The sequence below is a fragment of the Ectorhizobium quercum genome, from assembly GCF_026552795.1.
GTDB lineage: Bacteria > Pseudomonadota > Alphaproteobacteria > Rhizobiales > Rhizobiaceae > Ectorhizobium > Ectorhizobium quercum.
Genome location: NZ_JANFPI010000010.1, coordinates 19,176 through 39,185, shown reverse-complemented (window position 1 = coordinate 39,185; position 20,010 = coordinate 19,176). Strand labels below are relative to the sequence as shown.

Below are 20,010 nucleotides of genomic sequence, written 5' to 3'. Positions count from 1 at the left end.
GGCTCGCGATCGTTGCGATGCGGAGGGCGCTTTTGCAGGCGCGCCGCCCGCGCGCCTTTAGACAATGATGGAACCGAAAGATGAGCAACAGTCCGGAATTTCTCTGGTACATTCCCAATCAGGTCGTGGCGGGTCATCGCGGCGACGTGCCGGTTGCCGATCACAACAGTCTGGAAACGCTGACGAACCAGGCCCGGGCGCTTGAGGAGCATGGCTGGAAGGGCGCGCTGATCGGGACCGGCTGGGGCCGTCCGGACACCTTCACCGTCGCCGCCGCGCTGGCGGCACGCACGACCCGCTTCGAGGCACTGATCGCCATCCGTCCGGGCTACTGGCAACCGGCGCAGTTCGCGTCGGCGGCCGCAACGCTCGATCACCTGACGGACGGGCGCGTGCGGATCAACATCGTTTCCGGCAAGGACAACCTTGCGGCCTATGGCGACAGCGAGGGCGATCAGGCCGCGCGCTATGACCGCACCCGGGAGTTCATGCGGCTCGTCCGCAGGCTGTGGACCGAGGAGAACGTCACCTTCCAAGGCGAACATTTCCAGGTCAGCGGATCGACGGTCCAGCCGCGTATCCGGGTTCGCGGCGACCGGCTGCATCCCAGACTGTACTTCGGCGGTGCCTCCGAGGCGGCTGAAAAGGTGGCGGCGACCGAGGCCGATGTCCAGCTTTTCTGGGGAGAGCCGCTCGCGGGCGTGCAGGCGCGCGTCGAACGGCTCAAGGATCTGAGCCGCAGGCTCGATCGCGACCTGCCGCCCTTGCAGTACGGACTTCGCGTCACCACGCTCGTTCGCGACACCACGGAACAGGCCTGGGCCGACGCCGAGGCGAGGGTTGCGGAGATGGCCAAGGGTGCGAGCGGAAACTGGCACGATCATCGTGAGGGCGTGGCTGTCGGCCAGCAGCGCCTGCTCGATCTGCACAGGCAGGGCGACGTGCTGGACGACAATCTCTACACCGCGCCGGGCAGGTTCGGCGGCGGCGGTGCCGGCACCACCTGGCTGGTCGGCTCCGCGCAGGATGTCGCCCGTTCGCTGCAAAAGTACCGCGATCTCGGCATCACGCATTTCGTGCTGTCGGATACGCCCTACCTGCGGGAGATCGAGAGACAGGGCGAACAATTGCTGCCGCTGCTGCGGGGAGAATGATTCCGCTTTTCTGCCTCGACGGGGCATTGCCCCGCTAGAGACTTTTCGCTTTTCTTCGAATCGCGAAAATTCTCTAACTATTTGTTTTTACGCATTTCCGGACGCAAAACCGCTTCGCACTTTTGCTGGAAATGCTCTAACGATGTCCTGGCGCAAAAAAAAGCGCCCACCCCGGGGAGGATCATCGGGGCGGGCGCATTCAAACCGATCCGGCGGGAGGAGATGCCGGAACGGAAATCTATTCGGGATCAGGCCGCCGGCTTGTCCTTCTTCTCGCCGTCCTCGAGCTTCACGAGGCGCAGATAGGGCTTCAGCGTCTTGAAGCCCTGCGGGAAGCGGGCCTTGGCGTCCTCGTCGGAGACGGCGGGAACGATGATGACCTCATCGCCCTTCTTCCAGTTCACCGGCGTGGAAACCTTTTCCTTGTCGGTGAGTTGCAGGCTGTCGATGACGCGCAGGATTTCCTCGAAATTGCGGCCGGCGCTCGGGGGATAGGTCAGCGTCAGGCGGATCTTCTTGTTCGGGTCGACGATGAAGACGGAGCGCACGGTCACGGCGGCATCCGCATCCGGGTGGATCATGCCGTAAAGCAGTGCGACCTTCTTGTCGGCGTCGGCAAGAAGCGGGAAGTTCAGCGCCTGTCCCTGCGTTTCCGCGATGTCGGCGGACCATTTCTCATGGCTGTCGAGCGGATCGACGGACAGGCCGAGAACCTTCACGTTCCGCTTTTCCCATTCCGGCTTCAGGCGGGCCACTTCGCCGAGTTCGGTGGTGCAGACCGGCGTGAAGTTCTTCGGGTGGCTGAAAAGCACGCCCCACGAATTGCCGAGCCATTCATGGAAATGAATCGGACCTTCCGTGCTGTCCTGAGTGAAATCGGGGGCAATCTGTCCAAGCTGCAACGACATGGTTCTTCCTCTCAAAATTCCTGATGCCGGGCTTTTCTCCATGCCCGGCGACCTTGCGGATTTGAGGGTATTGGACACCCGGACGCCGTTTCCTGCGAGAACAGGAATTTCAAAATTCGCGATTTATCCGGGATCGTTTTCCCAATTTATCGATTATCGCGAATCACATTCCGAGCGGATGGAGGTCTTTGCTGAATCCTCCGGCAGTCGCGATAGGGTGGCGCCGGTCGGAGGACGATCAGGATTGCAGAACGGCGTGGGAGGGGGCGAGCGTTGCGTCGATCTGCCGGGCGATATGGGCGGCCTGAACGACGATTTCCGGCGCGCCGGTGATTTCTCCGAACGTCGCCCGTGTCGGCGGCCCGATGACGAACAGGTCGCGGCACGCCCGTCCGTCGGAGGCTATGGCGCGGCTGTCCTGATCGCAGGCGATGCCGAGGCCAAGCGCCGCCGGAACGATATGGCCTGCCATTCTGAGCGATTCGAGCCAGGGCTGCGTGTGGAAGTGCCGCGACTGGTCCGAACCGGTTGCGATGGCCACCCGGTCGAAGGTCTGGTGCAGGATGCGCCCGCCATGCCTGAGGCGCAGGCCGATCTCCAGCCCGCTTCGGCGGCTGCGGGCGCTCTCGACCCGGCCCGTCAGCATTTCGAGCCGGCCTTCCTGCCGGAGCTTGCGCAGGAGCGTTTCGTTCTGCGGCGGCATGCGGAAACGGCTGACCTCGTAGCGGCGACCCAGATGCCGGAGAAAACGCGCTCTTTCCGCATCGGGCAGGTCGCGCCAGATCGCCTGCCCCTGTTTCCGCAGCGTGTCGAACACGCATTGCCAGGGCTTTCCCGCCGCCCGCGCCTTTTCCAGCGTCTCGCGGACCGCGGCAAGCAGCGCGGTGGCGGAGCGGGAAGGCGGCGACAGGAAATCGCCGAAAGGCTCGGTCGGCGTGTCGGAATGCCGTTCGGGCAACAGTCCGCTGCGGCACAGCAGCGTGATCGGCCCCTTGTGTCCCTGCTGGTCGAGGGCGGCCAGATAATCGAGTGCCGTCAGTCCCGCGCCGACGATCAGGACCCGGTCATGGATTGCGACGCTGCCGGTTCGGTTGGGGTCGGTCAATATGCGCTCGTCCTGGCCGATCAAGGGGGAAAGAGGGGCGGGAGCCGTTGCCGGAGGGTGGCCGATGGCGATGACCAGCGTATCGGCAAAGTGGTTCGTGCCTGTGTCGGTGCGGATGTGCCACCCGCCCGCCACGCGTGCGACATCCGCGATGCGCTCACGACAGTGCAGGATCGTTCCGTCGTCCAGAAAGGGCTGCATGGCCTCTCCCATGAAGTCGGCGAAATCGGCGCGGCTTGCATAGATATCGCCCGTTTCGCTCATCGCTTCGGGATCGCGTGCAAGGTGGCCGCGCTGTTCCATGAAGCGGAGGAAGGCGTCCGGCTGTTCCGGCAGGACGCGCATCTTATGAGCGGCTGCGTTGAGGCGCAGGGCGGGGTTGGCGGTGTCGTATGCCAGACCTGCGCCGAGCCTGTGGCGCGGCTCGTAGACGACAAGATCGCCCGGCCTGACATGGCCGCCGAGTGCCAGGCAGCGCGCCACCGACGCGCCGGAAAAGCCGCCGCCGACGATGACGACCCGATGCCGGCCGGCTGCCGGCTCCACATATCCGGTCTCGGCTTTCGGGAGCATCGGGGGTCCTTTCAAAGCACAGGTCGGAAGGATGGAGACGATGACGTCTGGCGTATTTTTCTACGGAAAATATGGAAAATGAAATCAGATGTCTATGGTTCCGGGTGTTCGCTCAATAAAATTGCGTTCAATCAAAATGTCCATCATCTCACGGAGTTCATTCATGACGGCCCTGCATGGCGTTCAGGCCCTCCAGTCGATTGTGCCTCAGGGCGAGACTATCGAGGTGACAACCGATTCCGAAGCGCTGAAGCTGGCCCTGCGGCAGCTTGCCGGCGGCGTGTCCGTCATCGCTGCGGGCGAGGGTAATGAGCGCACGGGGGCGACCGTGACCTCGGCGACGGCGCTTTCGGTCGAGCCGCCCCGCATGCTGGTCCTGCTCAACAGAACGTCCAGCACCTGGCCGGTGATCGAGCGTTTCGGTCATTTCAGCGTCAATATTCTCGGCCGCGAGCATGAGGACATCGCCAATCGGTTCGCGGGACGCGGCGGATTGAAGGGCCCGGACCGATATCAGGGCGCCGAATGGACGACCCTTTCGAGTGGTGCGCCCGTTCTGGCGGGCGGGCTCGCTTCGGTAGACTGTGTGCTGGAAGAAGGGATCGAACGTCACAGCCACGTGATCGTCATCGGCCGCGCCGTGGCCATCCGCTCGCGAGCGGGCGCGTCGCTCGCCTATCGCGATGGTCGTTACGCGGTCGTCTGACGCGCTTCTTCCGCTGCCACGGTTGCCGCCCGCATTTTCGAAGACCCGTTCTATCGGACTGGAGGAGAGAAAAATGGGTGGACTGCTGCATTCTGAAGACAGATTTATCCGTTCCGTCGTTCGTCAGATCGGATCGGAGGAGGACGCGCTGGAGGTTGCTGACCGGCTGGTGAGGAATACGGACCGTGCGGACGATGCCGCTCGGTTCGAGGCGGTTTCGCGATCCGGGCTGCTGGCCATCGCCACGCCCGCCGCTTTCGGCGGCGCCGACGTCACCAACGCCACGCTGGCCGAGATCGTGCGGCGCTTCGCGGCGGAAGACCCGCCGGAGGCGCATCGGCTCGTTTCGCATTTCGTCGCCAGCGAGATCATCCGAAATGCCGGCGGCGATGCCTACGCCGTTTTCCAGCGGGTGGCGGCCGGCGCGCGCCTGATCGCCGTTCTGGAGGAAGCCGGGGGCGGCACGGTGCCGCTTCCTGCCCGGCATGCGGGCGGGCAGGGGACGGATGCCGATGGTGCGGACATCGACGTCTGGTTCGTGATCCTGCGGCGTGAGTCCTCCGGTTTGCCGCTGGTGCGCATGGTGCGCGACCGCCGGACGGGCGACGACCTGCTCGACGGATCGTTCCTTGACATCGACACGAGCGCGCTGCCGCTGGTTAAGGTGCTGTCGCAGCTTCTCAAGGCCGGTGTCTTCCTCGGTGAGCTTGAGCGGCTGAAGCAGCGTGGCGACGCCGCCAGGGGCGAACGGACGGTCATGATCGTGTCCGAGACGATTTCGGCCCTCGTCCAGCGTGTCGGGGCGGCGCTCGATCTGGCGCAGGTCTCGCCATCGGACCGGACGATTACGGAAGCCGCGCGTCTGGCGGAGGTGCTCGACCACGTCAGGCAACGGTGCGCGCGCAGCCCCGGTGCCGATTTCGACCTCTCCTCATAGCAGGGAGAGGCAGGTGAAGGGGCGTTCAGGCCCGTCTCGCCGTCTTCACCGGGGCGTTTCCGGCCGGAAACGCCCCGGATCTGTCCGGTCTATGCGATATCGAACTTGACACCCTGGGCGAGCGGCAGCGTCGAACCGTAATTGACGGTGTTCGTCGCCCGTCGCATGTAGCCTTTCCATGCGTCGGAACCGCTCTCGCGGCCGCCGCCGGTTTCCTTCTCGCCACCGAACGCGCCGCCGATTTCGGCGCCGGACGGGCCGATATTGACGTTGGCGATGCCGCAATCGGAACCGCGGGCCGAGACGAAGGCTTCCGCCTCGCGCATGTCGTTGGTGAAGATCGACGACGACAGGCCCTGCGGCACGGCGTTGTTCAGGGCAAGCGCCGTGTCGAAGTCGGAATATTTGATGACATAGAGGATCGGCGCGAAGGTTTCCTCCACCACCGGACCCGTCTGTTCCGGCATTTCCACGATGGCCGGACGGACGTAGAAGGCGCTCGTGGCCTCTTCCGCCAGCAGGCGCTCGCCGCCGGTGACGGTGCCTCCGGCCTGCTTGGCCGCGGCAAGCGCCTTTTGCATGCCGTTGAAGGCGGCCTCGTCGATCAGCGGGCCGACCAGCGTGCCGGCTTCCAGCGGGCTGCCGACCGGAACGGAGGCGTAGGCCTTCTTCAGGCGCGGGACGAGGGTGTCGTAGACGGTTTCATGGACGAATAAGCGGCGCAGCGAGGTGCAGCGCTGGCCGGCGGTGCCCATCGCCGCGAAGGCGACGCCGCGCAGCGTCAGGTCGAGATTGGCCGTGGGGGTGACGATGGCGGCGTTGTTGCCGCCGAGTTCGAGGATGGCGCGGGCGAAGCGGGCCGCCAGCTTCGGGCCGACGGCGCGGCCCATGCGGGTGGAGCCGGTGGCGGAAACGAGCGGAACCTTCGGATGGTCGACCAGGGCCTCGCCGACGGGGGCGCCGCCGATCAGCAGGGTCGAGAGGTTGGCCGGGGCGGTGTTGCCGGCCTCGATGTAGCGCTTCAGGGCCTTTTCGAAGATGGCCTGCGAGGCGATGGCGGTCAGCGGGGTCTTTTCCGACGGTTTCCAGACGATGGAATTGCCGCAGACGAGGGCGAGCGCCGCGTTCCACGACCAGACGGCGACCGGGAAGTTGAAGGCGGAGATGATGCCGGTGACGCCGAGCGGATGCCAGGTTTCCATCATGCGGTGATCGGCGCGCTCGGTGGCGATGGTCAGCCCGTAGAGCTGGCGGGACAGGCCGACGGCGAAATCGCAGATGTCGATCATTTCCTGCACTTCGCCGAGACCTTCGGAAACGATCTTGCCGGCCTCGATGGAGACGAGGCGTCCGAGATCGTCCTTGGCGGCGCGCAGTTCCTCGCCGAGCAGGCGGACCAGTTCGCCGCGCCGCGGGGCGGGCACCAGGCGCCATTCGAGAAAGGCCTTGTGCGTTGCCTCGATGGCCGTTGCGGCTTCGTCCGGCCCGACTTCCTGAACCGATCCGATCTTCTCGCCGCTGACGGGCGAGCGAACCGAAAGCGTGCCCTCCTGCCATACGGCAGCAGGAACACCAAGCCCGGCAAGTATCTTCCCGGCTTCACCGCCAAGATCAATGGTCGTCAAAGTCATCGTCGTCCTTCCGGAGTTTTGTCGTTGTACATTGAATATGGGTTCTAGGTCAGGCGCACGCTTCCGTCCATCAGAAACGGGCGCCGGCGAAATGCGCGACCTGCGCGCCGGCCTCGTACCAGGCCTCCTTGACCGGACGGAAGGCGGGGATCCGGACCTCCGTCAACGGCAGCGGCAGATCGGCTTCCGCGATCCGGCCGAGAACATGGTCTGCAAGCGTCTTGCCGAAAATCGTGCCCGGAGCAATGCCCCGGCCGTTATAGGCCGAGAAGCCGACCGCCTGCGGGCCGAACTTGTGGAAGCGGGGCAGGGCGTCGTCGGACATGCCGATCCAGCCGAACCATTCCGCTTCGAATTCGACGGCGCCGAGCTGGGGAAAGAGCTTCTTCAGCGCGCGCCGCGACCAGTCGCGGTGAACGGCGCGGCCCGTGTTGCGCAGCGCGCCGACGCTGCCGAACACCAGGCGTCCGGCCCGGTCCATGCGGAAGGAGGAGAGGATTTCCCTCGTGTCCCAGCAGCCTTCGTGGCCGGGCAGGATCGTTTCGAGCTGCGCCGGGGCAAGGGGCTTCGTGGCAAAGTTGAAATAGGGCAGGTAGACCTGTTCCTTGCGGATCGTCTCGAACGGGCCGGTGGAATAGGCATCGGTGGAAAAGACCAGCCAGGGGGCCGTCACCGAGCCCCGCGCCGTCCTCACCGTCCATTGGCCGTTTTCATAGGCAAGCCCTGTCGCGGCGCTGCCGGTATGGATCGAAGCCCCGGCGGCGATCGCGGCCTGTGCAAGGCCGCGGGCATAGGCGAGCGGCTGCAACGTGCCGGCGCGCGGATCATGCAGCGAGCCGGAATAGGCCGTCGAGCCGACGCGCCTTGCGGTCTCTTCCGCCGACAGCACCGTGACCGGTGCGCCGCGCGCCGACCATTGCCGCTGGCGCTCCTCGATCTCCTTCAGGCCGCTCTCGCCGACCGCCAGATGCAGGGTGCCGGCCGTTTCCAGCTCGCAGCCGATGCCGTGCTTCTGGATCAGGCCGCGCACGTAGAGCGGGGCGTCGCCGAGCAGGTCGAGAAGGCGTTCGCCGTAGATCGGGCCGAGCACGTCCGGCAATTCCTGCGGCATGGTCCACATGCCGCCGTTGATGAGGCCGACATTGCGGCCTGCGCCACCGTATCCCACATCGACAGCCTCGACGAGCACGACCTTCCTGCCGGCCTCGGCCAGGTGGAGGGCGGCGGAAAGGCCGGTATAGCCGGCGCCGACGATGGCGACGTCGGCGGTCGATGCGGCGTCGAGCACCGGCGTGGAGGGGGCTGCGGGAGCGGTCTTTTCCCAAAGTCCGTGGGACAGCGGATTGTTCAGCATGGCGGTTCGGTCCGGATGGCGGCACGGAGGACGGTCATTCCGTGTGCGTGATGGTTTTCCTCTTTACAGCGGCTTAACGGGTGTGAATATCGCTGAATGATCAAGAGTTCATTCCGGGAGAGAATGACCATGCTGCCGGCCCGACGATTCCTGCCCTCGCTTTCATTGCTTTCCGCCTTCGAGGCGGCGGCGCGCACCGGCTCCGTCACGGCTGCGGCGCGGGAGCTTCAACTGACCCAGAGCGCCGTCAGCCGGCAGATCCGTTTGCTCGAAGAGCAACTCGGCGCCGATCTTTTCCTGCGCGAGCGCCAGACGATCCGGCTGACGCTGGCCGGCGAAAGCTATGTCCGGGATATCCGCGAGGCGCTGAAGCGGATTTCGTCGGCCTCGCTCAACCTGCGCGCCAATCCCGAAGGCGGATCTCTGAACATCGCGGTGCTGCCCACCTTCGGCACGCGCTGGCTGGCGCCGCGTCTCGCATCCTTTCTGGTCGCCAGCCCGGGCGTCACGGTCAATCTCGTCACGCGGCTCCAGCCGTTCGATTTCCGTCTGGAGACCATCGACGCGGCGATCCATTTCGGCATGCCGCACTGGCCGGGTGCCGAACTGACCCTGCTGATGAAGGAGACGGTGATGCCCGTTTGCAGTCCTGCCTTCAGGGAAAGGCACGGCCTGGGCGAACCCGCAGCACTTCTCGCCGCGCCGCTTCTGCACATGACGACGAGGCCGGATGCCTGGGAAAACTGGCTGACGGCAAACGGCGTGCCCTTCGAAAGCGTGCACGGCATGCTGTTCGACCAGTTCTCCATCATGGCCGAAGCGGCGGCGAGCGGGCTCGGTGCGGCGTTGATCCCGACGATCCTGATCGAGACGGAACTGGCCGCCGGCACCCTGGTGCCGGCCGGGGCGGCCATCGACAATGCCGGCTGCTATTATCTGGCCTTCACGCAGGAGCGGGCGGATTACCGGCCGCTTGACGCTTTCCGCCGCTGGATCGTGGAACAGGCGCGCGCGGGGTTGCCGCCCGTTGCCGAATGACGGCATATTGGCCCCAACCGGACGGCGCGGAGCGCCGCCCTTCGAAACAGGATTTTGCGATGAAACCGATCTTCCTTCAGCTTCAATGCGCGCCCGGCAAGACCTACGAGGTGGCAGACGCGATCTACAAGAGCGAAATTGCCTCCGAGCTTTATTCGACCAGCGGCGAGTTCGACCTGCTTCTGAAGATCTATCTGAGCGAAGATCAGGACGCCGGCAAGTTCATCAACGAGAACATCGCCACGATCCCCGGCATCGTCCGAACGCTGACGACGATCACGTTCACCGCGTTCTGAAGACGGGCGTGCCGTCCGTTTCGCCGATTATTCCTCTCCCGGCCCTTCGCTCAGGCTTCGGGCGTTCGTCGTTCGAAACGATTCACTGGATCGTTTCGCCGGCTTCGCCGACCACTCCTCACCCCATTCTTTCGGAGGCGTAGGAGCCCGGCGAGGCCGGGAAGACCACGGTGCGGTTGCCGTTGATGAAGGTGCGGTGGTGGATGTGGGCGTGGATGGCGCGGGCCAGCACCTGGCTCTCGACGTCGCGGCCGAGCGAGACGTAGTCGTCCGGCGACTGGGCGTGGGTGACGCGCGCCGTGTCCTGCTCGATGATCGGGCCCTCGTCGAGATCGGCGGTGACGTAATGCGCCGTCGCGCCGATCAGCTTCACGCCGCGCTCGTAGGCCTGCTTGTAGGGGTTGGCGCCCTTGAAGCTCGGCAGGAACGAATGGTGGATGTTGATGATCTTTCCCGACATCTTCCGGCACAGCGTGTCGGAGAGGATCTGCATGTAGCGGGCCAGAACCACCAGTTCCGTGCCGGACTGCTCGACGAGGTCGAGAAGCTGCGCCTCGGCCTGCGGCTTGTTCTCCTTCGTCACCTTGATGTGGTGGAAGGGGATGTCGTGGTTCACGACGAGCTTCTGGTAGTCGAAATGGTTGGAGACGACGCCGACGATGTCGATGGGCAGGGCGCCGATGCGCCAGCGGTAGAGAAGGTCGTTGAGGCAATGGCCGAAGCGGGAGACCATGAGCAGCACCTTCATGGGCCTGTCGGCATCGTAGATCTCGTAGGCCATGCCGAAAGTGTCGGCCACCGGCTTGAAGCCGTCATGGAGGTCCTGCATGGGAATGCCCTCTTCCGAGCGGAAGGAGACGCGCATGAAGAACTTGCCGGTTTCGAAATCGTCGAACTGCGAGCTGTCGGCGATGTTGCAGCCGCGCCCCGCCAGATAGCCGGAGATGGCCGCGACGATGCCGCGGGCGGATTGGCAGGTGACGGTGAGCACGTAGGTCTTCATGGTCTTCATTCCTCATTGCGGAGTGCTGATACTCCCGGGCGACGCTCCTCTAGCGCAAAGAAAAGGCGTCGGACAAGTCCGGCGCCCGGATTCCGGCGCATCGTGCCTCAGACATCGATGGTCGTCTTGTGTTCCCACGTCGAGAAATGGGCGGTGTAGGCGTTCCATTCATCGTGCTTGAGCTTGATGTAGGCTTTGGAGAAATCCTGCCCGAGCGCGCTGCGAAGGTCCGCGTCGGCCTCGTAGGCGCGGATCGCGTCGAGAAGGTTGAGGGGCAGTTTCGGGGCGTCGGTGACGGTGTGGCCCTGCGCGTACATGTCGATGTCGTTGTGGGGGCCGGGATCGGCGTTTGTCTTCATGCCGGAGAGGCCCGCGGCGATGATGATGGCCTGGAGGAGATAGGGATTGACCGCGCCGTCGGGCAGGCGCAGCTCGAAACGGCCGGGGCCGGGCACGCGCACCATGTGGGTGCGGTTGTTGCCGGTCCATGTGACGGTGTTGGGCGACCATGTGGCGCCCGAGAGCGTGCGCGGGGCGTTGATGCGCTTGTAGGAATTGACGGTGGGGTTGGTGATGGCGGCCAGCGCCGTCGCGTGCTTCATGATGCCGCCGAGGAAGGTCTTGCCCTTGGCGGAAAGGCCGAAGGGCATGGCGTCGTCGGCGAAGGCGTTGACCTTGCCGTCGAGGTCCCAGACGGAGATGTGCGCATGGCAGCCGTTGCCGGTCAGGCCCTTGAAGGGCTTGGGCATGAAGGTGGCGCGCAGCCCGTGCTTCTCGGCGATGGACTTGACCATGAACTTGAAGAAGGAATGCCTGTCGGCGGTGATGAGGGCGTCGTCGAACTCCCAGTTCATCTCGAACTGGCCGTTGGCGTCCTCATGGTCGTTCTGGTAGGGCTTCCAGTCGAGATCGAGCATGGCGTCGCAGATCTCGGCGATGACGTCGTAGCGGCGCATCAGCGCCTGCTGGTCGTAGCAGGGCTTCTCGGCCACGTCCCTGAGGTCGGAGATTTCCGCGCCGTCGGCGGAGATGAGGAAGAATTCCGGCTCGACGCCGGTCCTGACGCGCAGGCCGGCCTCCGCCGCCTCGGCGACGAGCTTCTTCAGCACCACGCGCGGGGCCTGGCCGACGGGCTCGCCCTCCATGAAGAGGTCGGCGGCGACCCAGGCGACGTCCTTCTTCCACGGCAGCTGGATGACGGAGGACGCATCGGGAATGGCGAACAGGTCGGGATGGGCCGGGGTCAGGTCGAGCCAGGTGGCGAAACCGGCGAAGCCCGCGCCCTCCTGCTGCATGCCGGCGATCGCCGCGGCCGGAACCAGCTTGGCGCGCTGTGCGCCGAACAGGTCCGTGTAGCTGATCATGAAGTATTTGACGTCCTTTTCGCGGGCGAAGGTTTCGAGGTCGAGTGTCACTGTCGTTCCCCTTTTGGATTATTGGGACAGTTATGTTTGAACGGGCCGGAGCCTGCGGCGGTCCCGCGGGCTCCGGCCGGGCGCATGGGTCAGAACGGCGTGTGGCCGGGGATCCAGCTCGTGCCGGCCAGCGGCACGCGGGCCATCGCGGCGGCCTCGATGGTCAGCGCCACCAGGTCTTCCGGCTCCAGATTGTGAACGTGGTTGTGGCCGCAGGCCCGCGCGATGGTCTGGGCTTCCAGCGTCATCACCTTGAGATAGTTGGCCAGGCGGCGGCCGGCGACGACCGGGTCGAGGCGCGCGGCCAGTTCCGGGTCCTGCGTGGTGATGCCGGCCGGGTCCTTGCCCTCGTGCCAGTCGTCATAGGCGCCGGCGGTGGTGCCAAGCTTCCGGTACTCGTCTTCCCAGTGGGGATCGTTGTCGCCGATGGCGACCATCGCCGCCGTGCCGATGGAGACGGCATCGGCCCCCAGCGCCAGAGCCTTGGCGACGTCGGCGCCCGAGCGGATGCCGCCGGAGACGACGAGCTGCACCTTGCGGTGCATGCCGAGGTCCTGCAACGCCTGCACCGCCGGGCGGATGCAGGCGAGCGTCGGCATGCCGACATGCTCGATGAACACGTCCTGCGTGGCCGCGGTGCCGCCCTGCATGCCGTCGAGGACCACGACATCGGCGCCGGCCTTCACGGCCAGCGCCGTGTCGTAATAGGGCCGCGCGCCCCCGACCTTGATGTAGATCGGCTTTTCCCAGTCGGTGATCTCGCGCAGTTCGCCGATCTTGATCTCCAGGTCGTCCGGGCCGGTCCAGTCGGGATGGCGGCAGGCCGAGCGCTGGTCGATGCCCTTGGGAAGCGTGCGCATCTCGGCGACGCGGTCGGAGATCTTCTGGCCGAGCAGCATGCCGCCGCCGCCGGGCTTCGCCCCCTGGCCGATCACCACCTCGATGGCGTCGGCGCGGCGCAGGTCCTTCGGGTTCATGCCGTAGCGCGAGGGAAGATACTGGTAGACCAGCGTCTGTGAATGGCCGCGCTCCTCGTCGGTCATGCCGCCGTCGCCGGTGGTGGTCGAGGTGCCGGCCAGCGTCGCGCCGCGTCCGAGCGCTTCCTTGGCCGGGCCGGAGAGCGCCCCGAAACTCATGCCGGCGATGGTGATCGGGATCTTCAGCTCGATCGGCTTCTTCGCAAACCGGCTGCCGAGCGTGACGGAGGTGTCGCAGCGCTCGCGATAGCCTTCCAGCGGATAGCGCGACATCGACGCCCCGAGGAACAGGAGGTCGTCGAAGTGGGGCACCTTGCGCTTGGTGCCGCCACCGCGGATGTCGTAGATGCCGGTCGCCGCCGCCCGGCGGATCTCCGCCAGCGTGTAGTCGTCGAAGGTCGCGGACTTGCGCGGCGGGGTATAGGGATTGTGGTAGCTCATCTGTCTGGCCCTTGCGCTGGATTTAGTAGGCGTCGGCGTTGTCGATGTTGAAGTTGTAGAGCTTGCGGGCCGAGCCGTAGCGCTTGAACTCCTCGGGCCTGACGTCGGTGATGCCGGCCTTGTCGAGAAGCTCGGCGAGCCTGGCGAGATGCTTGGGCTTCATTTCCTTCTCGATGCAATCGGCGCCGAGGCTCTTGACCTTGCCGCGCACGAAGAGCTTCGCCTCGTAGAGGCTGTCGCCCAGCGCATCGCCCGCATCGCCCAGCACCACCAGGGAGCCGGACTGGCCCATGAAGGCCGACATATGGCCGATATTGCCGTGGACGACGATGTCGATGCCCTTCATCGAGATGCCGCAGCGCGAGGCGGCGTTGCCCTTGATGACCAGCAGGCCGCCGCGTCCGGTCGCGCCGGCATATTGCGAGGCGTCGCCCTCGACGACGACCGTGCCGCTCATCATGTTCTCGGCCACGCCCGGGCCGGCAGAGCCGTGAACCGTGACCGAGCCGCCGTCGTTCATGCCGGCGCAGTAATAGCCGACCGAACCGTGGACCTCGACGGCGACCGGCTGGTCGATGCCGACGGCCACCGCATGTGCGCCGCGCGGGTTGAGAACCTCGAAGGCAAGGTCGTTGCGGCCGTCGCCGATGGAATGGAGCGCCTGATTCAGCTCGCGCAACGGCTGGGTGGAAAGATCGAATGTGGGCATGGGAGAATATCCTTGATCGAGATTACGCGGCCTGGCCGTGGTCCCAGAAATAGACGGTCGCCGGTTCCGGCTCCCATACGCGCGCGGTCTCGATGCCCGGAAGGTTGACCAGCGCCCGGTATTCCGAGCCGAAGGCCACGTATCGGTCCGTCTCGGCCATCACCGCCGGCTTGCAGGCGATCGGATCGCGCAACACGCCGAAACCCGACTTCGTGCCGACCACGAAGGTGAAGAAGCCGTCCAGATCGTCGATGGCAAGGCCGAGCGCGCCGCCGAGGTCGGCGCCCTTGCGCATCTCCGCCGTCAGATAGGCGGCGGCCACTTCCGAGTCGTTCTCGGTGGCGAATGTCATGCCCGCCTTCTTCAGTTCCCGGCGCAGGTTGTTGTGGTTCGACAGCGAGCCGTTGTGGACCAGGCACTGGTCCGAACCCGTCGAGAAGGGATGCGCGCCGAGCGTCGTCACCGCGCTTTCCGTCGCCATGCGCGTATGGCCGATGCCATGCGTGCCGCTCATCCGCGCAATGTCGAAGCGCGCCACCACGTCCTTTGGCAGGCCTGTTTCCTTGTAGATCTCGATGGTTTCGCCGCTCGACATCATCCGCAGTTCCGGGCGCAGGTCGGCCAGCGCCGCCTTTGCCGCTTCCAGCAGGTCCGCATCCACCACGATCACCGCATGGGTGTCCTTCACCGTCACCGACGCCGGGGAGCCGAGCGCGTCCGAAAGCGCGGCTTCCAGACCGGTGAAGTCCGCTTCCGGCTGGGCCGACTGCACCGTCACCTTCGCCTTGCCCGCCTCGACCCCGCCATAGATGGCGATGCCTGCGGAATCCGGCCCGCGATCCGTCATCGTCACCAGCATTTCCGAAAGAAGCGCCCCCAGCTCTCCCTCAAGCGAAGGGTCCTTCAAAAACAATCCAACTATCCCGCACATCATCGATCTCCGGCATTTTGCACCTGCACAACGACTAGCAGGCTTTCCTGACGCAATCAATAATAGGAAAATAAAATTCATAAAAGGAAATAATCTCCGGTGCCCGGCAGAAAGATGGATTGCGGGTGCGCATTCGTTCGATATTGCCTTTGGCAGTAACCTTGCCGTAGCGTTTGCAGGCGATAAGGGAAGCTGGCCCCGAAGCGGATTTCCGTGCTTTCCGGGGAACTGCGCGAGAATGTTTTGCCATTTCCAGCCGAAACGGTTCGGTTGCGAAGCCGGTCCTCAAATTTGCGGATGATCCGATGAGCGTTATCGATGCCTTTCCTGTCCGCCTTGCCGCCGTCCTCGCGCGACTGAAGCGCCCGCTTCTGGCCTCGCTTGCCGTTCTGGCCTGCCTGCAACCGGCGGCGGCCGCAGCCGCTCCCTGCTTGCGGGGCATCAATCTGGCCGGGGCGGAGTTCGGCGACGAGGGAAGCGAATATGGCCGCGATTACATCTATCCTTCCGAAGAGACGATCAGCCATTTCGCCGAACTGGGCTTCACCTCGGTCCGGCTGCCGTTCAAGTGGGAGCGATTGCAGCCGGCGCTTAACGCGCCCTTCGACGAGACAGAACTCGGGCGGCTGAGGGAAACGGTGGAGACGATCCGCAAGCACGGCATGGGCGTCGTGCTCGATCCGCATAATTACGCGCGCTATCACGGCGAGATCGTCGGCACGGAATCGGTTCCCGACGAGGCTTTCGCTGCTTTCTGGGCCGATCTGGCCGCGATTTTCGCGAACGATCAGGGGGTGAGCTACGGGTTGATGAACGAACCCTACGACGTTGCGGCAAGCCGGTGGCTTGAAAGCGCGAATGCGGCTATCGCCGCGATCCGTGCGGCGGGGGCGGATAATCTCGTCCTCGTGCCGGGAACGGCATGGACCGGCGCGCATAGCTGGCGTTCCGACGATTATGGCGGGGCGAACGCCACCGCGATGGCCGGCGTAAAGGACCCGGCCGGGAACTTCGCCTATGAGGTCCATCAGTATCTCGACAGCGATTTTTCCGGCACGAAAGGGACGTGCGAGCGCGGGGCGGACGCCATCGCCGCGCTCGAGGATTTCACGCTCTGGCTGCGCGAACGCGGCGCGCGCGGCTATCTCGGCGAATTCGGGGCTCCGGCCGATCCGGAATGCGTAAAGGGCCTTTCCGGCATGGTGAAGGTTCTGGAAGACAACCGCGATGTGTGGACCGGCTGGGCCTATTGGGCGGCGGGCGACTGGTGGCCGCCGGAGGAGGAACTCAACATCCAGCCGCGCGACGGCAAGGATCGCCCGCAGCTCGAAGCACTCATGCCCGCGTTGGAAGACCGGTCGGAGACGGCTCTGGCCTGTCCGTCGCTGGAGCGCTGACGCCGCCGCCGCGCGGTGCGAAGATGCGGTCGGGAAGCAGGAAGCGCATGAGCTTCGAGCGCGTGTCCGGCAGGTCGACATGGGTGGCGGTGCCGAGGATGAACCACAAAAGCGCGCCGGTCTTGATCGAGTAGAACGAATTGCTGATCAGCATCAGAAGCAGGAGGTAGATCAGCACCATCGTCAGGTAGGTCCATGCCTTCGGATCCCGGATCGGGGCGAAGACCAGCGCGCCCCACAGGGCTATGAAACCGCCGATGCCGAACTTCGTCAGCGTATAGGCAAGGCCCGAATCCGCCGTGAACTGGTCGGTTGTCTCCAGGCCGAGCACGACGTCGAGCGACAGGGCCGTGAGGATATGGGCCGTGACCGCCATGCGTCCGCCGAGGCTGTTGTCGCCGCCCTGCGTTCCGGTGGCGATGCCGTAGGCGGCCACCAGCGCCAGCATCATGAAGGGCATGACGAACCAGAGGAGGCGGGGGGTGAACCGCAGGAACGGCAAGAGCGCGGTGATCAGTGCGCAGGTATAGAGCCCGAAGCGGGCATCGCCGAGGGCAATGACGATCAGCGCGCCGACCATGACCGGAATGCGCAGGCGCATGCCGGTGCGAAACAGCGCCCAGCTATAGGCGATCACGCCGAAATTGCCGGTGGAGACCGGTTCGAGAAAGATCGAGGCGACGCGGTGCTGGCCGAGAAAGGGCAGGATGGTGCGCGGTTCCGGGCGCAGGCCGCTGATGAAGAAGCCGCGCGTGTTGCCGAACGTCTCGTGCAGGTTCAGCGAACCGCGCGACAGATAGTAACCGAGCACGTTGAAGTAATCGAGGAAGAGTTCCGGCGCCAGATATTCGAACAGGCCGAACGCCACCACGATGGCGACGGAGACCGCGACGAGCGTATCGGCAAGCGGCAGGTTGCGGGCCTTCGCGCCCATGAAATAGAAGGCGACCGGCACGATGATGTCGCGCACCGCCTTGGCGTCCGTCTCGCCGCGAAAGGTGAAGAGCAGCACCATGTAGGCGACGAAGATGCCGAGGAAGAGATAGATGCCGGCTTTCCTGTCGAATGCGGCCGCAAAGGCGCACACGATCAGGATCAGTTCGCACAGCATCACGTAGCTTTCCCATGTCTGCGTGATGCGGGTGTTGACGAAGCAGAGAAGGAAATTGAACGTCAGGCCGCCGATGACGGCGGTGACGATCAGGAGACGGTTGATCAGCCGGAGCAGGCTGGTGGGATTTTCGCCCTGTGGCGGTTCGATGGACGGCGCGGCGGCGGAAGATTGTCGCAGGACGGCCGCCGCGGACCGGCGGCCCTTCGACGCGTCGCCCCGGGCAAGGGCCGTCATCAGACGTCTCCGCCGATGACGATCTGGCCGGCCAGCTTGTCCTTCCACGGTTCGAGCACCTGGAAAAGTTCCTCGGTTTCCCTGGGCTTGCCGGTCGTCCCGTCGGTGACGACGACGATGGCGTCGCTTTTGCCGATCAGGTCCGGCAGCAGGCCGACCGCGTCGGTGCCGCAGGCGTCGATCAGGACGAAATCGGCGCGCGGCGTGCGCAGGCGGCTGTAGCGGCTCTCGTCGCTGGGCAGGTGCCGATAGACCAGACGGTCGGACAGCAGAAGATCGTCCTCGCCGTTGTCGTCATCGAGACGGAGCGCCAGCATGCCGCGCGCCGAGGGATGTTGCGACCTGCCGCGGCGGGCGAAGCTTTCGCCGGCCTTCAGCAGGTCCCCCGGCGCCAGCGCGACCTGCTGGCGAAGATCGGCAAGGGTTTCGGCGATGGCGCCGACCAGATCGATGCCCGGCCGCCGGTCGCCCGGCGAAACGAAGAGGAGGGTCGCGGGACGGCTGTCTGCGAAGGCGTTCAGCAGGAAATGCACGGAGCGCAGTATTCCCAGTTCGTGCTTGCGGCTGTACTCGGCTTCCGTCGTCGCGTTGGAACGGCGCCTGAAGCGCCGGGCAAGACCGGCAAGAACGCCTTCACGGTCCGGAAGGGGAGCGGGCAGGCGGGCGATGAGCGGGATTTGCGGTTCGGCGACCTTTGCCGCCGGCCGTGGCGTGAAGAAACCGCCCAGCATTTCACGCAGCACGGCGAGACCGCTGCCGAGGGCGACGCCGAACAGGGCCGCGGCAATCAGGACGATCTTCTTCAGCCCCGAAGGGGCGGAGGCGGGAGGAACCGCCTCGGAGATGATGTGGGAATTGTTGGTGTTGACGCCCTGGGTCTGGCCGAGTTCCTCGGCCCGGTTCAGGAAGGTCTTGTAGATTGTCCTGATCGCTTCCGCCTCGCTTTCGAGCTGGCGCATCTGCGTCAGGGCGGCGCTGCTGTCGTAGCTGGTGCGGGTCAGTCTCGAAAGCTGTTCGGATGCGGCCCGGGTGTTGGTCGCGGCGCGCTCGTAGCTGGCGCGCATGCTTTCCCGAAGACGTCCGATTTCCGCATCGAGCGATTGTCGCACGCCGGCGATCTGGGAACGGATCGCCCGCATCTGCGGATGGCTGGCGCCGAGGCCGGATGCAAGTTCCGCCTCGCGTTCCAGAAGCTGGGTGTAGCGGGAGCGCAGAAGCTCGATGCTCTGCGACTGGGCGACCTCGGGAATGGCGCCGGCCTCGATGGCGGCCAGCGTCAGGTTGCGGACCTGGTCGTAGCGGGCCTTCTCCTGCTCCTCGGCAAGACGGGCCTGGGTGAGCTGTTCGTTGATTCCCGCCACCTGCTGGTCGATCAGCAATCCGCGTTCGCCGGTGGTGACGAGGCCGTTGCGCTCCTTGAACTCCTCGACCGCCACATCGGCCTTCAGCACGCGCTCGCGCAGTTCGCTTGCCTGCGACTGGAAGCTCTCGCTGGCGCGCCGCGTCGCCTCGGACCGGGAATCGGCGATCGTCTTGAGGTAGGTCCGGGCCACTTCGTTGGCGATCAGGGCGGCGCGAACCGGGTCGGGGTGTTCGGCGGTGATCGACAGGACGAAGGACTGTCCGGCGCGCTCGACACGCAGATGTTTCAGGAGGGCCGCCGAAATCCCGGCCATGCGGATATCCGCGCCGGCCCCGGCCGGGACCTTCGCCGCCTTGAGGAGATAGGGATCGTCCTCCAGCGACAGCGAGTCCACCACCGTCGTCAGCACGTCCCGCGACTGGACGATGTAGGCCTGGCTATCGAGGCTGAGCTGTTCCGGGGGAGACGTGCCGGACAGGAAAAGATCGCGGCGGTCGGCCATCAGGCCCTGGGGATCGAGAAGGATATCCGCGGTGGCGCGGTAAAGCGGAACGACGGTGGACAGATAGAGCGCGGCCAGCACGATGCAGGCGAGGACCGACAGGACGATGTAATGCACGCGGCGCCTGATGATCCCGGGAATTTGAAAGATGTCGATGTCCATCAATCCGTCCAAATGCGACTCTTTGAAACCTGGCGTCCGACGAAACCGGAATGCGCGGTT

The 20,010-nt window shown here is 65.2% G+C and carries 17 protein-coding genes; 6 read left to right on the top strand and 11 right to left on the bottom strand.

Features of this window, described 5'->3' with window-relative positions; all coding sequences use genetic code 11:
- Positions 1 to 80 precede the first annotated feature (80 nt).
- Complete coding sequence (locus NOF55_RS21305) at positions 81 to 1,154, top strand: LLM class flavin-dependent oxidoreductase (protein WP_306413144.1); 1,074 nt, start codon at positions 81 to 83, stop codon at positions 1,152 to 1,154.
- 248 nt (positions 1,155 to 1,402) lie between these two features.
- Here the strand turns inward: NOF55_RS21305 and NOF55_RS21300 are convergent, their stop codons facing one another.
- Together NOF55_RS21300 and NOF55_RS21295 are read right to left on the bottom strand one after the other, a co-directional pair.
- Positions 1,403 to 2,062 carry a peroxiredoxin gene (locus NOF55_RS21300; RefSeq protein ID WP_306413143.1) on the bottom strand — a complete coding sequence of 220 codons (660 nt, stop codon included), beginning with the start codon at positions 2,060 to 2,062 and terminating at the stop codon, positions 1,403 to 1,405.
- A gap of 238 nt (positions 2,063 to 2,300) precedes the next feature.
- Positions 2,301 to 3,740 carry an FAD/NAD(P)-binding protein gene (locus NOF55_RS21295; RefSeq protein WP_306413142.1) on the bottom strand — a complete coding sequence of 480 codons (1,440 nt, stop codon included), beginning with the start codon at positions 3,738 to 3,740 and terminating at the stop codon, positions 2,301 to 2,303.
- Between the two features lie 163 nt (positions 3,741 to 3,903).
- Here NOF55_RS21295 and NOF55_RS21290 point away from each other — a divergent pair, with 163 nt between their 5' ends.
- Entirely contained in the window at positions 3,904 to 4,446 is a 543-nt protein-coding gene (locus tag NOF55_RS21290) for a flavin reductase family protein (RefSeq protein WP_306413141.1), read from the top strand.
- 73 nt (positions 4,447 to 4,519) lie between these two features.
- Positions 4,520 to 5,383 carry an acyl-CoA dehydrogenase family protein gene (locus NOF55_RS21285; protein WP_306413140.1) on the top strand — a complete coding sequence of 288 codons (864 nt, stop codon included), beginning with the start codon at positions 4,520 to 4,522 and terminating at the stop codon, positions 5,381 to 5,383.
- Between the two features lie 89 nt (positions 5,384 to 5,472).
- Here the strand turns inward: NOF55_RS21285 and amaB are convergent, their stop codons facing one another.
- Positions 5,473 to 7,014: an L-piperidine-6-carboxylate dehydrogenase gene (gene amaB, locus NOF55_RS21280; protein ID WP_306413139.1), complete on the bottom strand. Its 1,542-nt coding sequence runs from the start codon at positions 7,012 to 7,014 to the stop codon at positions 5,473 to 5,475.
- Positions 7,015 to 7,084: 70 nt separating this feature from the next.
- Positions 7,085 to 8,368, bottom strand: coding sequence for an NAD(P)/FAD-dependent oxidoreductase (locus NOF55_RS21275; protein ID WP_306413138.1), 1,284 nt, complete (start codon positions 8,366 to 8,368; stop codon positions 7,085 to 7,087).
- Between the two features lie 123 nt (positions 8,369 to 8,491).
- On the opposite strand from NOF55_RS21275, the gene NOF55_RS21270 reads away from it, so the two are divergent.
- Both NOF55_RS21270 and NOF55_RS21265 read left to right on the top strand, forming a co-directional pair.
- On the top strand, positions 8,492 to 9,406 hold the full coding sequence (locus NOF55_RS21270; RefSeq protein WP_306413137.1) for a LysR family transcriptional regulator: 915 nt from the start codon (positions 8,492 to 8,494) through the stop codon (positions 9,404 to 9,406).
- 59 nt (positions 9,407 to 9,465) lie between these two features.
- Positions 9,466 to 9,702 (top strand): Lrp/AsnC ligand binding domain-containing protein, encoded by a 237-nt coding sequence (locus tag NOF55_RS21265; protein WP_306413136.1) that lies wholly within the window; start codon positions 9,466 to 9,468, stop codon positions 9,700 to 9,702.
- 118 nt (positions 9,703 to 9,820) lie between these two features.
- Here NOF55_RS21265 and purU read toward each other — a convergent pair whose 3' ends face one another.
- From purU to NOF55_RS21240, 5 genes are all read right to left on the bottom strand, one after another.
- Complete coding sequence (purU, locus tag NOF55_RS21260; protein ID WP_306413135.1) at positions 9,821 to 10,705, bottom strand: formyltetrahydrofolate deformylase; 885 nt, start codon at positions 10,703 to 10,705, stop codon at positions 9,821 to 9,823.
- 107 nt (positions 10,706 to 10,812) lie between these two features.
- Positions 10,813 to 12,120: a type III glutamate--ammonia ligase gene (gene glnT, locus NOF55_RS21255; protein WP_306413134.1), complete on the bottom strand. Its 1,308-nt coding sequence runs from the start codon at positions 12,118 to 12,120 to the stop codon at positions 10,813 to 10,815.
- Positions 12,121 to 12,209: 89 nt separating this feature from the next.
- Positions 12,210 to 13,538 carry an FMN-binding glutamate synthase family protein gene (locus NOF55_RS21250; protein ID WP_306413133.1) on the bottom strand — a complete coding sequence of 443 codons (1,329 nt, stop codon included), beginning with the start codon at positions 13,536 to 13,538 and terminating at the stop codon, positions 12,210 to 12,212.
- A 22-nt stretch (positions 13,539 to 13,560) separates the two neighbouring features.
- The gene (locus NOF55_RS21245) at positions 13,561 to 14,247 is read right to left on the bottom strand and encodes a GXGXG domain-containing protein (protein ID WP_306413132.1); all 687 of its coding nucleotides are present in this window, start codon (positions 14,245 to 14,247) and stop codon (positions 13,561 to 13,563) included.
- 22 nt (positions 14,248 to 14,269) lie between these two features.
- Positions 14,270 to 15,178, bottom strand: a complete 909-nt coding sequence (locus tag NOF55_RS21240; RefSeq protein WP_306413131.1) for a class II glutamine amidotransferase — start codon at positions 15,176 to 15,178, stop codon at positions 14,270 to 14,272.
- Positions 15,179 to 15,483: 305 nt separating this feature from the next.
- Here NOF55_RS21240 and NOF55_RS21235 point away from each other — a divergent pair, with 305 nt between their 5' ends.
- The gene (locus NOF55_RS21235) at positions 15,484 to 16,575 is read left to right on the top strand and encodes a glycoside hydrolase family 5 protein (protein ID WP_306413130.1); all 1,092 of its coding nucleotides are present in this window, start codon (positions 15,484 to 15,486) and stop codon (positions 16,573 to 16,575) included.
- On the opposite strand, the gene NOF55_RS21230 is transcribed toward NOF55_RS21235, so the two are convergent.
- Both NOF55_RS21230 and NOF55_RS21225 read right to left on the bottom strand, forming a co-directional pair.
- Positions 16,514 to 17,923, bottom strand: coding sequence for a hypothetical protein (locus NOF55_RS21230; RefSeq protein ID WP_306413129.1), 1,410 nt, complete (start codon positions 17,921 to 17,923; stop codon positions 16,514 to 16,516). The two genes, NOF55_RS21235 and NOF55_RS21230, sit on opposite strands and share 62 nt — an antisense overlap.
- Positions 17,923 to 19,950, bottom strand: a complete 2,028-nt coding sequence (locus NOF55_RS21225) for a GumC family protein (RefSeq protein WP_306413128.1) — start codon at positions 19,948 to 19,950, stop codon at positions 17,923 to 17,925. The genes NOF55_RS21230 and NOF55_RS21225 overlap by 1 nt, the downstream gene beginning before the upstream one ends.
- Between the last annotated feature and the right edge of the window lie 60 nt (positions 19,951 to 20,010).

What these genes read in the sequence shown, in the direction of transcription:
- purU (WP_306413135.1), bottom strand. Translation starts at nt 10,705, where the DNA reads ATGAAGACCTACGTGCTCACCGTCACCTGCCAATCCGCCCGCGGCATC.
- NOF55_RS21275 (WP_306413138.1), bottom strand. Translation starts at nt 8,368, where the DNA reads ATGCTGAACAATCCGCTGTCCCACGGACTTTGGGAAAAGACCGCTCCC.
- NOF55_RS21290 (WP_306413141.1), top strand. Translation starts at nt 3,904, where the DNA reads ATGACGGCCCTGCATGGCGTTCAGGCCCTCCAGTCGATTGTGCCTCAG.
- NOF55_RS21225 (WP_306413128.1), bottom strand. Translation starts at nt 19,950, where the DNA reads ATGGACATCGACATCTTTCAAATTCCCGGGATCATCAGGCGCCGCGTG.
- NOF55_RS21235 (WP_306413130.1), top strand. Translation starts at nt 15,484, where the DNA reads ATGAGCGTTATCGATGCCTTTCCTGTCCGCCTTGCCGCCGTCCTCGCG.
- amaB (WP_306413139.1), bottom strand. Translation starts at nt 7,014, where the DNA reads ATGACTTTGACGACCATTGATCTTGGCGGTGAAGCCGGGAAGATACTT.
- NOF55_RS21245 (WP_306413132.1), bottom strand. Translation starts at nt 14,247, where the DNA reads ATGCCCACATTCGATCTTTCCACCCAGCCGTTGCGCGAGCTGAATCAG.
- NOF55_RS21305 (WP_306413144.1), top strand. Translation starts at nt 81, where the DNA reads ATGAGCAACAGTCCGGAATTTCTCTGGTACATTCCCAATCAGGTCGTG.
- NOF55_RS21295 (WP_306413142.1), bottom strand. Translation starts at nt 3,740, where the DNA reads ATGCTCCCGAAAGCCGAGACCGGATATGTGGAGCCGGCAGCCGGCCGG.
- NOF55_RS21230 (WP_306413129.1), bottom strand. Translation starts at nt 17,923, where the DNA reads ATGACGGCCCTTGCCCGGGGCGACGCGTCGAAGGGCCGCCGGTCCGCG.
- NOF55_RS21285 (WP_306413140.1), top strand. Translation starts at nt 4,520, where the DNA reads ATGGGTGGACTGCTGCATTCTGAAGACAGATTTATCCGTTCCGTCGTT.
- NOF55_RS21250 (WP_306413133.1), bottom strand. Translation starts at nt 13,538, where the DNA reads ATGAGCTACCACAATCCCTATACCCCGCCGCGCAAGTCCGCGACCTTC.
- NOF55_RS21270 (WP_306413137.1), top strand. Translation starts at nt 8,492, where the DNA reads ATGACCATGCTGCCGGCCCGACGATTCCTGCCCTCGCTTTCATTGCTT.
- NOF55_RS21240 (WP_306413131.1), bottom strand. Translation starts at nt 15,178, where the DNA reads ATGTGCGGGATAGTTGGATTGTTTTTGAAGGACCCTTCGCTTGAGGGA.
- NOF55_RS21265 (WP_306413136.1), top strand. Translation starts at nt 9,466, where the DNA reads ATGAAACCGATCTTCCTTCAGCTTCAATGCGCGCCCGGCAAGACCTAC.
- NOF55_RS21300 (WP_306413143.1), bottom strand. Translation starts at nt 2,062, where the DNA reads ATGTCGTTGCAGCTTGGACAGATTGCCCCCGATTTCACTCAGGACAGC.